Raw genomic sequence first — 15728 nt, 5'->3', positions numbered from 1 at the left:
GCGTCTCTCTTTCAACAAACCGCGCAACGTGCGCGAAATTTACAAACCGAATTCCTATGCCGCGAGCGCTGACGCCCCGGCGATTGATCTCCACGCGGCAAGAAACACCGCGATATCTGTTTCTTTCGTCGTGGGGCCGAGGCTGATGCGGATCGTGCTTCCCGCAACGTCTGCACCCCATCCCATTGCTTCGAGAACATGGCTCGAGCCAACTTTGCCCGAAGAGCATGCCGATCCGGCACTCACTGCAACACCCGCAAGGTCAAGCCGGATGACGAGTGTCTCCGCGAGCTTACCGGGCAACGCCACCGCTGTTGTGTTCGACAGACGCGGTGCGTCTTTCCCGATGACGACAGCGGAAGGGGTAATCTCGCCAATACCCGATTCCAACCGGTCGCGGAGCGCCGCGATCTTCGCGTTGTCCGCGGCTTCGCGACGGGCCAGTTCTGCGGCTGCGCCAAATCCAGCGATAGCCGCAACGTTTTCAGTACCAGCGCGTCTGCGGCGCTCCTGGCCACCACCACGCAGCAACGGCACAAGATCAACATGGTCACGAATGATCAGCGCGCCAATACCCTTGGGGCCGCCAAACTTGTGCGCTGAAATTGCCAGCGTATCTAATCCAAGGTCCGCAAAATTTATCGGCATCCGCCCAGCGGCCTGAACGGCATCGCAATGCATTGCGACTCCGTGCGCGCGCGCAAACTGCGCAACATCCGCAACCGGCTGAATAACGCCCGTTTCGTTGTTCGCCATCTGCAGCGCAATCAACGCAGGCGACGCGATACCGCGCTTCAACACATGGTTCGCAATCTCATCGACGAAGACCAGACCATCGCGCCCAACATCCAGCATGATGACGTTGGCAGAACTTGCTTTGGCCGGAGCCAGCACCGAGTCATGCTCGATCCCGCTCGTCAAAATCGTCGACCACGGCTGCGACAAGATCCAACTGTTGGCCTCAGACGCGCCGCTCGTGAAGACGACTTCCGACGGCTTCGCACCGACAAGCGCCGCCACCTGTTCGCGCGCAGCTTCGACGACGCCACGCGCACGCCGCCCTTCCGCATGCACGGATGACGGGTTGCCCACGGTATCGAGCGCTTCGATCATCGCGGCCTTCGCCTGCGGCCGAAGCGGTGCCGTCGCATTCCAATCGAGATAAGTGCGCGCGCGAACATCGGCCACGACTGGCGCAGAGCGGGAATGCAACGAGTAACGCCCATCCCCAACGAGATCAGCGAGCGTCACGGACGACAAAAACTTCGACATGGAGTCGCCAAGCGCGCTCCACAGCTTGTGCGTCACGCATGGCGTCGCAACCGAACAGCGCGGATCGTCCTCGGAGCAGCGTGTGAATTTCGTGACTTCTTCAACGGCCGCCATCACGGCCTTAATGGAAATTTCGGAAGCCGGCCGCGCGAGACGGTATCCACCGGCGCGACCCCGGGCGCTTTCCACCAATCCAAGGCGGCGCAACGGCACGAAAATTTGTTCGAGATAAGCAAGCGGGAGATGCTGGCGCTCGGCCACGACGGACAGCGGCACGGCGGTGTCGCCAGTGTGGCTGGCAAGATCAGCCAGCGCCATGACCGCGTAACGGCCTTTCGTCGTCAATTCCACGCGTTTCGTCTCCGGACTAGGGCCGCCTCAAGTGGCGACGAAATCCTTGCCTTGCGTTCGATACCCCGGACTGTGCTAAGTCACCCGCAATTGAGTGCCTGGCGCGTACATTGAGCCCAAACCTTCGAACTGTTCTAAGTTTATGGAAATCCTGAGCGCTGAAGTCAAGGTTTGAGAATTCGAGCCACGAGGATTTGAACGTCGGGAATGTCGCACCTGACTGCCCGACGCCCAGAAACCCTAGCCACCCCGAAACCGAGTGACCTAATGCCTGAATTGATTATTAATGGCCCCGGCGGTCGCCTTGAGGCCCGCTACCATCACGAAAACAACAGCGATAGTCCGATCGCGCTCATTCTTCATCCCCACCCGCAGCTGGGTGGCACGATGAACAATCAGGTCGTCTACACGCTCTATCATACGTTTGCGGCCCGCGGCTTTTCGGTCCTGCGCTTCAATTTCCGCGGCGTTGGTCGCAGCCAGGGCGTCTGGGATAGCGGTCCCGGTGAGCTTGCCGACGCGGCGTCTGCGCTCGATTGGCTGCAACTCGTAAAGCCCGATGCAAAAACCTGCTGGATCGCCGGCGTGTCATTCGGCACCTGGATCGCGATGCAGCTTTTGATGCGCCGTCCCGAAGTCGATGGCTTCGTCTGCGTTGCGCCGCTCGCCAATCTTTACGACTTCAACTTTCTTGCGCCGTGCCCATCGTCGGGCCTCCTCATCAACGGAGAACTCGATCGCGTCGTGCCGACCGCATCGGTTGCGGAAATGTCGGTCAAGACCAAGGTTCAGCGCGGCATCAAGATCACGCACGAAATCGTGCCGGGCGCGAACCACTTCTTCGAAAACAAAACGGAAGAACTCGGCAACGTCGTCGGCAAATACCTCGACGAACGCCTGATCCAGTTCGAGGAAGACCGTGAGCGCAACAAGGAACGCGAACGCGAGCGTGAACGCGAACGTCAGCGCCAGCGCGAAGTCGAACGTATGGAAGCGCAAAGCGGCCCGGCACCGGGTGCAGGTGCCGACGCATCAGACGATTCTGACGACGAATAATCCGGCCTTCAAAAGCCGTTACGGGTTCGGATCGGCGCGCCTGCCACCAGTCGTGGGCGCGCCGACTCCCGTGGTTCCTGGAAACGTGATGGGCAATCCCATCAGCGATCGAACCGCAAGATAAGCCCACGCTTCCGCTTCAAGACTATCGCCATCCAAGTTCGCCGCTTCGGCCGGAACGACGGAATGGCGCACGCCTGCAGCAAGCAGGCCCATGATCGTCGGGTTAAGTCGGCCACCGCCCGCAACGATCCAAAGCTCCGGCTCTTCCGGCATATGTTCGCGCGATTTCGCGATCGACTGTGCGGTCATTGCCGCAAGCGTTGCCGCGCCGTCGGCAGTCGAGAGATGGGCAACGACATCCCCAGAGAACGAATTCCGGTCGAGAGATTTTGGCGGCCGCCTGGAAAAGAATTCGTGCGCGAGAAACGCGGTCACGACATCCTGGTCAACGCGCCCACTCGTCGAGGTCGCGCCATCATGATCCCAAGGCGCACCGGTCTGTCGCTGCATCCACTCATCGAGAAGTGCGTTTCCCGGGCCCGTGTCGAATGCGAGTAGCGAGCCGTCCCGCCCGATCCAAGTCACGTTCGCAACGCCACCAATATTGACGACCGCCAGCGGATGCGACGGCAGCTTCACCGTCAGCGCACGATGATAGACCGGCACGAGCGGCGCGCCCTGCCCGCCCGCCGCAACGTCAGCCGCACGCAAATCATAGATGATGGGAACACGCGTTCGCTCAGCCAGAGCAGCGCCGTCGCCAAGCTGCACGGTCAATCGCAGCTCCGGCCGGTGCAACACCGTCTGTCCGTGAAAACCGATCACGTCGAGCGACGCAGGATCGATTCCTTTGTCGTTCAGAAATGCACGAACAGCTTCGGCGTGGCGCTCTGTCACGGCAGCTTCCGCTGCGGCAAGCACACCCGGTCGCGCCTCGCGAGACGAGAGCCCCTTAGCCTCCGTGATAGCCGTCCTAAGCAGGCCCCGCATCGCGTCGTCGTAAGGAAACGTCGCAGCTGGACCGCGCTTGACGACATCCTCGCCGTCCGTCTCCAGGTAGGCGACATCAATGCCGTCGAGCGATGTGCCGCTCATCAGGCCTAGCGCGCGCATAACCTTGCTCATACTGCTCTTCCCGTGCATGGTGCCCCCGCTTTGGTGGCGCCAGCCACCTCCCGCCCACCGACAATCCAATCAAGGCCAGACGATCGATGACGAAGCTGAAGTCCGACTTTCTGAACGTTATGACCGAGCGCGGCTTCGTCCACCAGTCCTCCGATCTCGAAGGTCTCGACGCACTCGCCGCGAACAAAAAAGCAGTGGCCTACGTCGGTTACGATTGCACCGCGCCGTCCCTGCACGTCGGGCACCTGATCTCGATCATGATGCTCACGTGGCTTCAGAAGTCCGGCAACAAGCCCGTTGCGCTCATGGGCGGCGGCACCACGCGCGTCGGCGATCCTTCCGGCAAGGATGAAACACGCCAACTCCGAACCGTCGAAGAGATCGACGCAAACAAAGACAGCATCAAACGGGTCTTCTCGAACTTCCTGACGTTCGGCGACGGCCAGTCCGACGCTATGATGGTCGACAACGCCGAATGGCTCGCACCGCTCAACTATCTCGAATTTCTCCGCGACGTCGGCCGGCACTTTTCCGTCAATCGCATGTTGGCGATGGACAGCGCGCGCCTTCGCCTCGAACGCGAGCAGGAACTCTCCTTCATCGAATTCAACTACATGCTGCTTCAGGCCTATGACTTCGTCGAACTCAACCGGCGTTATGGCACGAACGTGCAGATGGGCGGCTCCGACCAGTGGGGCAACATCGTCACCGGCGTCGACCTCGGCCGCAGAATGGGCGTCAAGGATCAGCTCTTCGGCCTCACTTGCCCGCTGCTGACAACAGCATCCGGCGCGAAGATGGGAAAAACAGCGAAGGGCGCTGTTTGGCTGAACGAGCCTCAGCTTTCCGCCTACGATTACTGGCAATTCTGGCGCAACACCGAAGACGGCGACGTCTCTCGCTTCCTGAAGCTGTTCACGTTCCTGCCGATGGACGAGATCGCCCGCCTCTCGGCGCTCGGCGGCGCGGAGATCAACGAAGCGAAGAAGCAACTCGCAACGGAAGCAACCGCACTTGTCCATGGCCGCGAGAAAGCGGAAGCCGCAGAAGCGACCGCGAAGAAAACATTCGAGCAAGGCGCACTTGCAACCGACCTGCCGACCGTTGAGATCGCACGCGCCGATCTTGCCACTGGCATCGGCGTGCTCGCCGCATTCGTGAAGTCCGGCCTTGTCGCTTCGAACAGCGAAGCTCGACGCCAGATTCAAAGCGGCGGCCTGAAGGTCAACGACGAAGCCGTGACCGACGAAAAGGCAACCTTGACCGCCGACGCTGAAAGCTCAGGCGTCATCAAGCTGTCGCTCGGAAAAAAGAAGCACGTCCTGCTGAAGCCTGTCTGAGACGCTTCGATTGGCGACGTTACGGCGTCGTCGTCGACGACCAGCCATCGATTCCTTGCGCCTCGGCACCAGCGCCGCGCTTCTTAGCTTTCGCCTGAGCGCTCGTCTTCGCTTTGGTTTTCGGCTTGCTGCGAAAGGCATCGTCCGTCGGCGTCGACACTTGCCCCTGACCGATAGCGGGCTTTCCGAACGCTCGCTGATCCCGGATCTGCACCTTTGGATCCGATGCCGTCATCTGGAACATCTCGCGGAAAATTCCGGGCGCCACCAGCGAAAGCGGATTGACGATAACCTGCGGATTGGACGTAGGCCCCTGCACCGCGAACGTCATCCCGAAAATGCCCTCGCCCTGAGCACCGGAAATAATCTGCCCGAGAACCGGAATACCACCGAGCGCACCGTTCAAGCCTTGCAGCGGAATATACGTTCCACCGAGGTTCACGCGCTTCGTCCGAAAATCGACTTTGCCGCGCAAATTCGCGCCGAGCAGCGGACCCTTGAGATACGACTCTTCCAACACGAACTGACCGTAGCCGACTGAGAACGGCGCGCGCATCTTATCAAATTCGAACACCTCGCGCGTAACGCCGCGACGCTTGTCGATCGCAGGTCGGCTCTGATCCGCGCTGCTGACAACTTCGCTGACGATCGCGTCACCGAGAACGCGAAAATTATCGACCCAAAGCACGCCTGTCTTTTCTGCAGGCCCCGTTCCGTCCAGATCGACTTCCAGCCGCATGCGGCCACCCTGCATGTTCGGATAGAAATTGACGAGGCGCATCACCTGGCCCGCATCATTCGAAACGACTTTTAGTTTCCGCGTCCCCTCGCTGCGGTCGAGCTTGGCCGAAAGCGGCGTCCCGCCATCAAGGGTTCCGCTCACGTCGAGGCTCGTCAAGTTACCGTTACGCGTCTCGGCCTGCATTTTGAGATTGCGCAGCGATACGTCCGACCCGCCGATGACGTTCGAGATTTGCGCGTTCACGCGTGCACCCGCCGCCGCGTCCTTCGGCTGCCCCTCGTTCTCCGGCCCATCACCAACGTTGAAAAGAGACTTGAAGAAGTTGCGGCCGTCGAAATTGCTTCCCGAAACGTCGATTGCCCAAACCTTATCTTTGCCCATCGCGCCACGAACACTAAGCCGCGAGACGACGTTGAGCATCAAATTCGGAAATTCGAACTTCTTGACCTTCTTGTCCGCGCCGACAACGATCAAACCGTTGGCAGCGATGTCGTCGCTGATGATGCGGAAATTCTGCAGCTCGGTATCTTCATTGGGCATAGCCACAATATCGGCATCCACCGTCGCGTTCCGCCCGACAGCTTTTTGCCAATGCAGATGGTCGAGAGAAATCTCCGCACCCGCAAGATCAGCGTGAAACTTGATAACCGGCGGCGCACCGGCTTCGCCGTGTTGAAGTGAGACCTCGATCGGCACGATGCCGTGAACGACATCGTTGATGTCCAGCCCAAGTTGCGTGCGATCCGCGTCGTCGAGCTTGGCGAGGATCTTCACCGGCGGCTGCTGCCCCGCGTTCGGCCCAAGAATGCGTTGAGCTATAATCTTCGCAGGCACGCCATTGACCAGCAGGTCGCCTTTCGCATCGAGCGACGTTTCCGTCAGATTGAGATCAAGCGTAAATCCCTGCACATCAAACCGGCCGGCAACCTTGCCGAACTGTCCGTCGCTTATGCGCGCCTTCCCAGTGACGATAATGTCGTCGCCGGAAACCTCCGGCACGAAAGGAACCTTGACGAGGAATTGCGCATCGACCTTCCCTTGACCCGCCTTCGGCAACGGGGAAGCATCTCGAACGGCACGAATGGGCAAGCCTTCAAGCGTCTCGACAAACGGACCAAGATCGCCGGACGTCGCAATACTGATCTCGCCATCTGGCCGGGGCGCCATCACGTCCGCCGTGCGAACGCTCCCGTCTTTCACCGCAAGCTTCTGCCCGTCATCCAATGAGATTTCGCCGCTCGGCAGGGTAATATCGAGCGCGTTGTCGATAAGCTTGATCGCCAGTTCCGGCGCGCGCACCGTCGGCATTGCGGGCAGCGGCCGGAACACGGCATCGGTCGCATGGAAGTTCGCCGAAACCCGTTCGAGCTCCGTCGAAACCGTGCCCTCTTCGACGCCGCCGACGTCCTCATTTGTAAATCGCAGCGTTCCGCCCTGGAACGAAACGGCCGAAACGTTCTTGCCCACCCAATCGCGCGTGCCGGTCGCAAGCGCGCGCGGCCAAAGCACCTTCAACGTATCGAGCGGCATGGGCGAAACGGAAAATTCCGCAGCCATACTTTGTCCACGCGGGCCCGCCTGCGTCGTCGCTTTGACAGTCGCTTCCCCGCCGCCGCCCGCAAGACGGAACTCCGCGATTTCGACGGTTCCCGTGCGCGGCACGATCCGGCCATGCGTCGTCCACGTATCGATCGAAACGGGCGGCAGTCCAAAGTCTGGCGCTTCGAAAACACCATTTTTTCCGTCGAGCGAAAATTGCCAGCTTGGCGGTTCGTCACCCTGCGCCACGTTCGTCATCGCGCCAGAGAACATGATCGCGCCATCAGCCCACTTAACCGGGCTGGGTTGCAGATCCCATCGCCGCTTCTGTCCGTCGAACGTCAGTTTGAACAGCCCGGCAGTAACGTCCATTGGTTGCACGAGATATGGAAGGCGCGCGCGACCCTTCCCAACTTGCAAGGCAAGATCGCCGCTCTCGACGTCTCCATCGGTCGTCAGTTCCACAGTCGCGTCCGCAGCCACCGGAAACTCGAACATGCCCAACAGCGCCAAAGGCGGTGCGGCCGCCGCGAGCGTGGACGGAACGAGATCGCGGATCGTCGCCTTGATCTGCAGCTTATGACCGCTATCGCTTTCATCCGTGAGGAACGACAGCGCCCACGGCCCTTGCTTGGAGGCCACCAGCGCACGCCCGGATATGACGCTGCGCCGGCGCGCATGATTGAAGTCGACGCTCGCTTCATCGATCCGCCACGAACTACGATGCCCCTCGTAGTCGACAACGACGGTTGCATTCGAGAGGCCGAATTCCGTCAGATACGACGCCGCATCGAGCCGCTTACGCGCGCGCCGCGAGGAGTCGCTCAGCATCTTCGTCAGATTCACCTTGTGAAGCGAAGGCTCCACTTTAGGTGCGGGCGGCGGTGCCTTGGCCGCAGAGGCCGCTTCATCTACGCCACCAGCGTTCGATGATCCCTGCACCGAGCGCGCGGGCACAGGACGCGGTACGGCCCGTTCGAAAACGAAACCCGCCTCCTGGGAGTACGAGAGCGCGATCATCGGATCGATCAGTTCGATCCGCGCCGGAACGATCCGCCCGCGCATCAATGCCGCCATCGAGAGATTCACCGCAGCAAGCGGCGATGACAGAACGACGTCACCGCCGGTCTCCAGCACGCTGACATCTCGCAACCTGAATTCCAGTTCGCCGGACTTCCCGAGCCTCAGCTCCGCACCGTCGATCCGCACCGAACTTGACACGAGTTCCGCGTTGATGCCGCGTTCGATCGGAGCCACAACGAAATCGAAGCTGATCGGACCATGACTCAACCGCACGTAGAGAACGCCACCCGCGATCACGCCGAGCAGAGCCAGCGGCACGACGACGTAGAACATGACCCGGCAGCCACCAAGAAAATGGCGCAGCCCCCGCGCAGCCAATGCTTTCGGGCGATCGGGACCGGCAGCAACCGTCACGGCACGCTCCGGCAAACCCAGCGAGCGCGGACTATTGGGTTGTTGCGCGTTCCAATCGGTGCGACGCCCCTCCGAAGGCCGTCCACCGGTAACCGGCTTCGTCAACGCAGCTCCTCAAAACCCCCGCAGGCGTCACGGCGCCTGATCGGCCCGTACCCCCAACCACGGACGAGCTAAAATGCGTCCTGGCCAATCAATCGAACCTCTAGCCAGCTTGCGCGCAAGGTGGCAGGTACAGGATCAAAAACGACAAAAGAAAGGCACTTTAAAGATGACCAATGACGGTGAGATGGCGCCGGATTTTACGCTTCCGGCCGACGACGGAACGAAGGTTCGACTTTCGAAGCTCCGAGGGCGCCCGGTCGTGCTCTATTTCTATCCGAAAGACGACACCTCTGGCTGCACACAAGAGGCGAAGGACTTTAGCTGCATCGCCGACGCTTTCGCCGCCGAAGGCGCACACGTCATCGGCGTCTCACCTGACAGCGCGACCAGCCATCAGAAATTCAAGACCAAACATGGACTTGATCTGCAGCTTCTCGCCGACGAAACGAAGATGGTTTGCGAGGCCTATGGCGTCTGGGTCGAGAAATCAATGTACGGACGCAAATACATGGGCGTCGAGCGCTCCACATTCCTGATCGACAAGTCCGGTCGGATTGCAAAAAGCTGGCGCAAGGTGAAAGTCACCGGCCATGCGGAGGCTGTCCTGGCCGCAGTTAAGGCGCTCAAAGCCTGATTTTCGTCAAGTTCCGGATTCGTTGATCTTCCGCCACACTTGTCTGACAAGTTAGGGCTCCACCGGATTAAAGCTGGGGATTTACGGTGGAAAGATCTTGGATCTAAGGTGGACAGCAGCGGCAATGGTGCTATCCGAATCAGGTGCGCTCGCTGCCGCTGGTTGCTGCTGACGGGTGTGGTTAGTTGCATTTGTTGTGTTAGGGGGTTGAACCTATGTTGCCGAATTTTCGTCGCTCCGAACCCGAGTCGTTGAAATCGCAGCCCACCCTCTCCAGCGCTGACACCCACGCGCCCATCGCAGCACCCGCGTTCCACCCGCGCCCCCATCTCGCGGTAACGCCCCGCACGGAGATCGCGCGATCGGTCTCCGTCATCGGCGCTGACCTGACCATTTCCGGCAATCTGATCTGCAAGGGCGAAGTGCAGGTCGATGGCATCGTCGAAGGCGACATTGAAGGCAGCAACGTCGTTGTCGGCGAAGGCGCAACGATCACCGGCAGCATCGCTGCTGACGAAGTCGTCGTCCGCGGACACGTCGTCGGCTCCGTTCACAGCCGCCGCGTCATGCTGCAGACCACGAGCCAGGTCGAAGGCGACATCTATCACCAGAGCCTGTCGATCGAGCAGGGCGCAATGTTCGAAGGCAAGTCGCGCCGCACCACCGAAGATCCGCGCACACTCATGAAGAGGTCCGAGCCGGTTGGCATTGTACTGCCGCCGCGCCTTCCGGAACTCGCAAACTAAAGAGCTGACCCTAGACGACGTCATACTCTTTCCGGCCGCCGGTTTGTATCAAGTCGTAGACGGCCGGAAACTTTCAAACGTCTGGCAATCCGGCGCGCCCGTCACGAGCCCGCCGGATCATCAACGCAATCGTCTCCCGAGAAACACCAGCGCATCGGCCTTGCCGCCGCGCGCCACTTCAGCGAAACCGTTTCGTTTGTAGAAGCGCACGTTGTCCGACGCGGCCGATGTCACGACGTGAACTCCGGCCGCGCCAGCAATGCGCAGTTCGTCAACGAACACTGCAATCAATTGCCCGCCGATCCCGCGACCGCGATCCCTCGCCGCAACGTTGACATGGAGATGCGCCGGATAATCGACCGCAAACGTCGCAAATGGATCGGCATCTGCCGCACCGTCTGACTTCTCGATCGCGCCAACGAGATACCCCGCGACACGCTGTTCCCGGTCAATCGCCACATACGCAAAGTGGGGATAATTCGCGAGGTATCGCCCAAGCCAGCGATGGCGGAATGCGATGCGCGCTTCCGGCGTCGCGAAAGACTTGGTGTTACTCGCTTCGAAAAAAATCTCGTCGATCTCACCCGCGACGGCGTTGCTTAGGTCGCGTGCGATATCTCGATATCGCTGGATGATTATGGGTTCGGCCATCGCGGTGACAGTCTCATCAGAGCGAACCAGTTGGCGGAACGCCCCGAACTTTATTCGACGTCGTAACCCGCTTGCGCAAGCTGCTGCCGAAAGACCGGCGGCAAATCGTCGGGGATTGCGGCCATCGTTCGCGGCGCGGCGTTGTCAGCCGACGCGGGGTGCGGCGGCCGGACATTCGCTGCGGGATTGGAACCACCATAGTTTCGGCTGAACGGTTCGGACGGATCGTCGGGCATTTCGCGAATGTGGGAAAGCGGCGCGGCCTGAACAGGCAGGCCATCGTCTTCAACCTGCACGTCAACGGCCGCCTGCTTGGTATAGCCCGCAACGGCTGGCGCCGTCGCGTAATGAGGGGCGTTGTTCGTTGCACACCCTGATCCGGCCATGCCCGCCGCAATTACAAGCAGCGGCGCGATCGCCGTACGAATGACATTCGCCGGCGATCGACCGGCACCATACGCACACATGAAACTCAAGCCTTGAACGCAACACTATGAAACGCGTCTACCTGTTCCGGATTGAAACAGCCCCGCGTTAAAGACGTCCTAATGCCCGTTCAAAATCTATGATGATGCGTGCCGATTTCGGCGCGAAACTAGTGTTGCATCGGCGCAGGAATGAGCCCCGATCCCGCGATCCCATTGAACAGCGCCTGCACCGCAATCGCCGCCAGCAGGATGCCGAATACCCGGATAAGAACGCGTTGCGCGGTGATGCCGAGCAAGTGGTTCAGCTCCTGCGCGATCAGCAACAACGCCAGCGTCACCAGCATGATCGCCACCAGCGATGCCGTGACAATCGCGATACCGAATGGCTCTTGATGCGCATTCGCTGCGAGAAGAATGCCCGCGCTCATCGCACCGGGGCCCGCAAGCAGCGGCGTCGCCAGTGGAAACACGGCGACGTCGTCACGTGATTGCGCTTCTGCACCTTCAGACGGCGTCAATTTGATCGCGCCGCCAGGACGCGCGAAAATCATATCGAGCGAAATCACGAGCAGGATGATCCCGCCCGCCGCCTGCAACGCAGAAATCGAAACGCCCAACTGCGCCATGATCGGACCGCCGAGCACGGTGAAAAACACAAGGATCACAAACGCGATCAGCGTCGCCCGCAACGCAATCCGCTGTCGCTCGGCACGCGCCATCTTCGGCGTCAACGTCGCAAAGAGAACCGCCGCCTCGATCGGCCCGATCGTCGCGAAAAATGTGGTCAAACTTTTCAGCGCCGTCTCAATCATCCGAGCATCCGTTCATTCGCGCACGTCACCCATCGTCTCCGAAACGACCCGCAAGCACCAGCGTGAGGCACAGAACGCCAAGCACTCTCCCGCTGAGGCTGCTAGCAATTTTAATCGACGAAAGTTCGTAGACAGCGCCTGATTCTCGATTGATCATCATACGTCCAAGCGACTGCCAATCACTCCAACGCGGGAGATTGTAGACGTGAATGACAGGAAGACCATTACGGCCGATACCGGCTTCAAGGCGCAGCTCGCAGGCTTCAGCCTGACCACAGCTGAAATCATCTATCGCCTGCCGGACCATCCCTCCTTGCTGCAAAGCTACATCTGGCAGGAATACGATCTCTGCCCGCGCTTTCCAAAGCTGAAAACCTTTTTGGATTTTTGGACGGCCAAGCTCGAAGGTAAGCTCTTTCGCGTGACAGTCGCTCACTCGGAACTGATCCGGCCAGCGGAACTGCGCCTCATTGGGGCAGAGCTAAAGCTGCACTGATCGCGTTCCAAGGTTCATCCGGCCATTCTATGGCAAACGGCGGCGCTGTCGCTCCAGCGCAACCGTCTGCTTGTGCTTAGATGTTGCTCTCTTTTCCGGCGCACAAATCCCTTCGGCGCTTGCTCATGCGCCGCCGCATGCGCGAAAGCCATTCCGGAGGGATAAATGACCGACAATCGGGATTTATCCTTGCCTCAGTGACCGCAATCCAATCCAATCGGGAAAAACTTCCTGAATTTGGGTGGGAAAAATGGAAGGCCGGGCCGCGAGCGCGCATTGGACGGCGGTTTTCGCCACGGCGCTGGCCTGCACCTTACCGTCGGGCCATTCCCCCGCCAGAGCAGGACCGGCGCTCGCGCAATACGAAATAAAGGAAATCGGCTCGACGCCCGGCGCTATCGAAATTCAAAGCCAGAACGATTTCTCATTTGGAAACCCGACGCGGCGGTTCACGACGAACGACGACGGAGAACTCACCGCCGACGAAAACAGCGTCTCGCGGCAGCGCGAGGGCCTCGAAATCGAGATGGGCCTCACCTCATTCGTGAAGCTCCGCCTTGGCGTCGAGTTCGAGCAAGAACGCATTGATGACCCCACGACATTCGGCACCGCCAACGCGTTCAACGCGCTACGGTTCGACAGCTACGGCGCGGAAACGATCTGGACGCTTCTCCCGCGCAAAGGCGACGGCTTCGGTATCGGCGTCCTGATCGAGTACGAACAATCCGCCCACGCGGACGAGTCCTCTCAGCTGAACGTCGGCCCGATCTTCGAATGGCAAAATGGACGCTGGAGCGCCGCCTTCAATCCAATCCTCACGAAGCATTTCGGCGGCGAAGGGAACGACGAAGGCAAGCGCGACAACAAAATCGATTTCGGTTACGCCGCGCGCATAATGTATCGCACATCAGAGCAATTTGCCGCCGCGGTTGAAGCCTACGGCACGATCGATCGTATCGGCAGTACAGGCTCACCCAACAACGCAAGCCGCATGTTCGGCGACTTCGACCAACACCGTATCGGCCCGGTGCTTTATTGGACATTCGAAGACGATGACGCAAAAGGCGACGACGAAAAGAACGACGGTCGCGAAATCGAAACCACGCTTGGGCTCGGCGCACTCGTCGGCCTCAACGAAAATACCCCAGCTGTAACGATGAAGCTCAGCCTCGAAGTCGATTTTTAAATCGCCGAGAGGGCATTCGGGGGCGCACTCCGTGCCTTACCCCATCTCCCACCATTTGCCCGAGCTCCACACGCCGACGATGCCGCTCTCTTCCCCCTCCTTCGAAGTGGCGAGTTCGGCAAGCTCCGCATAGACCGCGCGCGTACAAAGCGCTTCCAGCCGGCCGCGTATGAGAACGTAAGGCTTCAGCCCCCCATCAGGCTCCGACGCCACGAACCGCAGCGGATGCGCGCGGTCGATCGTCACTTCATCATCGACGTTTGTGCGCAGCGTCAGCGTCTGGTCGCGTCCATCGCCTGAAACCGCGAGTTCAACACCGAGAAACGGCGCATCCTCAATTTCGACATCTACCTTCTCGACCGGCGTCACCAGATAGGTCCGCCCGTCAGCGTCCTTGCGCAAAATGCTCGCGAACAGCTTCACAAGGGCCGCGCGCCCAATCGGGCTGCCCTGATAGAACCAGCGGCCATCGCGGGCGATTTTCATGCCGATATTGCCGCAATACGGCGGATCCCAGCTCTCGACCGGGGGCGCACTCTTGGCACCACTGCTCCGGACATTCCGCATCAGCGAGTCAAGGGCAGACCCGGCCGCGGAAGAAGCCCCAATTTCAGTCTTTTTATGATCCTCGTTAGGCATTTACTGGTGACTTCCATGTCGTGTCGAAATGCAGGCTTTTCCTAACGTAACGTTCACTTGACCCTAGGAGGTCCGACGATGATCGTTTAGGCTAATGTAAGCCGGGAACGCCTAAGCTCGGCCTTTGTTTCATATAGCAAATTTGCTGAGCGAGGCTTCGTTTTTCATGAGCACCGTCGTCGACACTCAAACCGATATCGTGCCGCGGCTCGAAGCGGCCGCCGAACGCGTTCAGCGCGCTCATAAAGCTGCCGCGAACGTGATCTTCGGTCAGGACGAAGTAATCGAACGCACGCTGATCACCATCCTCTCCGGCGGACACGCTCTCCTGATCGGCGTTCCGGGCCTCGCGAAAACGCTGCTCGTCGAAACGCTGGGTAAAGTTCTGGGCCTCGACGCCAAGCGCATTCAGTTCACGCCTGATCTCATGCCGTCAGACATCATCGGTTCCGAAGTACTCGAAGACGAACCAGGCCACGCGCGCTCATTCCGCTTCATCAAGGGCCCGATCTTCACGCAGCTGCTGATGGCTGACGAAATCAACCGCGCCTCTCCAAAAACGCAGTCGGCATTGCTTCAGGCCATGCAGGAGCATCACGTGACCGTTGCCGGTCAGCGCCACGATACGCCGATGCCGTTCCATGTGCTCGCGACGCAAAACCCGCTCGAACAGGAAGGCACGTATCCACTGCCCGAAGCGCAGCTCGACCGCTTCCTGCTGCAGATCGATGTGAGCTACCCCGACCTCAACGCTGAGCGGCGCATGCTTTACGCGACGACCGGCACCGAGTCCGCAAAAGCTGAAGCGGTCATTTCAAGCCAAGACCTGATGGCGACGCAGCGTCTCGTTCGCCAAATTCCCGTGCCCGACAAAGTCGTCGAAGCCATCCTGAAGCTCGTGCGCGCCGCGCGTCCCGGCACCGGCGCCAATCCGGAAACGGACCGCTTCATCGCCTGGGGCCCTGGTCCCCGCGCCAGCCAGGCATTGATGCTCGCTGTTCGCGCCAAAGCGTTGATCGACGGCCGTTTGGCTCCCTCGGTTGACGACGTGATCGCGCTTGCCGAACCTATCCTGAAACACCGCATGGCGTTGACGTTCGCTGCCCGCGCCGAAGGCGAAGACTTGAGCCACATCATCGCGCGCCTCGCCGCTTCCGTGGAGTAGC

At 60.2% G+C, this 15728-nt stretch carries 14 protein-coding genes; 7 read left to right on the top strand and 7 right to left on the bottom strand.

Going from position 1 to position 15728, the window contains the following annotated elements; all coding sequences use genetic code 11:
- Positions 1-54 precede the first annotated feature (54 nt).
- A complete protein-coding gene (locus DLM45_RS12785; protein ID WP_181337473.1) occupies positions 55-1623 on the bottom strand; it encodes an aminotransferase class V-fold PLP-dependent enzyme in 1569 nt (522 codons plus the stop codon).
- Between the two features lie 267 nt (positions 1624-1890).
- On the opposite strand from DLM45_RS12785, the gene DLM45_RS12780 reads away from it, so the two are divergent.
- Positions 1891-2679, top strand: coding sequence for an alpha/beta hydrolase (locus DLM45_RS12780; RefSeq protein WP_181337472.1), 789 nt, complete (start codon positions 1891-1893; stop codon positions 2677-2679).
- 18 nt (positions 2680-2697) lie between these two features.
- On the opposite strand, the gene DLM45_RS12775 is transcribed toward DLM45_RS12780, so the two are convergent.
- Complete coding sequence (locus tag DLM45_RS12775) at positions 2698-3807, bottom strand: anhydro-N-acetylmuramic acid kinase (RefSeq protein ID WP_246317376.1); 1110 nt, start codon at positions 3805-3807, stop codon at positions 2698-2700.
- An 86-nt stretch (positions 3808-3893) separates the two neighbouring features.
- Here DLM45_RS12775 and tyrS point away from each other — a divergent pair, with 86 nt between their 5' ends.
- Positions 3894-5147 carry a tyrosine--tRNA ligase gene (tyrS, locus tag DLM45_RS12770; RefSeq protein WP_181337470.1) on the top strand — a complete coding sequence of 418 codons (1254 nt, stop codon included), beginning with the start codon at positions 3894-3896 and terminating at the stop codon, positions 5145-5147.
- 19 nt (positions 5148-5166) lie between these two features.
- Here tyrS and DLM45_RS12765 read toward each other — a convergent pair whose 3' ends face one another.
- Positions 5167-8970 carry a YhdP family protein gene (locus tag DLM45_RS12765; protein WP_181337469.1) on the bottom strand — a complete coding sequence of 1268 codons (3804 nt, stop codon included), beginning with the start codon at positions 8968-8970 and terminating at the stop codon, positions 5167-5169.
- Positions 8971-9136: 166 nt separating this feature from the next.
- Between DLM45_RS12765 and DLM45_RS12760 the strand changes: the two genes are divergently transcribed.
- Both DLM45_RS12760 and DLM45_RS12755 read left to right on the top strand, forming a co-directional pair.
- A complete protein-coding gene (locus tag DLM45_RS12760) occupies positions 9137-9604 on the top strand; it encodes a peroxiredoxin (protein WP_181337468.1) in 468 nt (155 codons plus the stop codon).
- 215 nt (positions 9605-9819) lie between these two features.
- A complete protein-coding gene (locus tag DLM45_RS12755; RefSeq protein WP_181337467.1) occupies positions 9820-10350 on the top strand; it encodes a bactofilin family protein in 531 nt (176 codons plus the stop codon).
- A gap of 120 nt (positions 10351-10470) precedes the next feature.
- On the opposite strand, the gene DLM45_RS12750 is transcribed toward DLM45_RS12755, so the two are convergent.
- The 3 genes from DLM45_RS12750 to DLM45_RS12740 form a co-directional block, all read right to left on the bottom strand.
- Positions 10471-11001 (bottom strand): GNAT family N-acetyltransferase, encoded by a 531-nt coding sequence (locus DLM45_RS12750; protein ID WP_181337466.1) that lies wholly within the window; start codon positions 10999-11001, stop codon positions 10471-10473.
- A gap of 50 nt (positions 11002-11051) precedes the next feature.
- A complete protein-coding gene (locus DLM45_RS12745) occupies positions 11052-11468 on the bottom strand; it encodes an adhesin (RefSeq protein WP_181337465.1) in 417 nt (138 codons plus the stop codon).
- 128 nt (positions 11469-11596) lie between these two features.
- A complete protein-coding gene (locus DLM45_RS12740) occupies positions 11597-12241 on the bottom strand; it encodes a MarC family protein (protein WP_181337464.1) in 645 nt (214 codons plus the stop codon).
- Positions 12242-12446: 205 nt separating this feature from the next.
- Here DLM45_RS12740 and DLM45_RS12735 point away from each other — a divergent pair, with 205 nt between their 5' ends.
- Positions 12447-12737, top strand: a complete 291-nt coding sequence (locus DLM45_RS12735; protein WP_343062300.1) for an usg protein — start codon at positions 12447-12449, stop codon at positions 12735-12737.
- 250 nt (positions 12738-12987) lie between these two features.
- Complete coding sequence (locus tag DLM45_RS12730) at positions 12988-13923, top strand: hypothetical protein (RefSeq protein WP_181337463.1); 936 nt, start codon at positions 12988-12990, stop codon at positions 13921-13923.
- A 36-nt stretch (positions 13924-13959) separates the two neighbouring features.
- Here the strand turns inward: DLM45_RS12730 and DLM45_RS12725 are convergent, their stop codons facing one another.
- On the bottom strand, positions 13960-14490 hold the full coding sequence (locus DLM45_RS12725) for a DUF1285 domain-containing protein (protein WP_246317373.1): 531 nt from the start codon (positions 14488-14490) through the stop codon (positions 13960-13962).
- A gap of 238 nt (positions 14491-14728) precedes the next feature.
- Here DLM45_RS12725 and DLM45_RS12720 point away from each other — a divergent pair, with 238 nt between their 5' ends.
- The gene (locus tag DLM45_RS12720; RefSeq protein WP_181337461.1) at positions 14729-15727 is read left to right on the top strand and encodes an AAA family ATPase; all 999 of its coding nucleotides are present in this window, start codon (positions 14729-14731) and stop codon (positions 15725-15727) included.
- The last annotated feature ends 1 nt before the right edge of the window (position 15728 follow it).

This window comes from Hyphomicrobium methylovorum, assembly GCF_013626205.1.
In the GTDB taxonomy this organism is placed as follows: Bacteria; Pseudomonadota; Alphaproteobacteria; order Rhizobiales; family Hyphomicrobiaceae; genus Hyphomicrobium_B; species Hyphomicrobium_B methylovorum.
The sequence above is the reverse complement of the archived record's forward strand: the minus strand, read 5'-3'. Positions and strand labels throughout refer to the sequence as shown.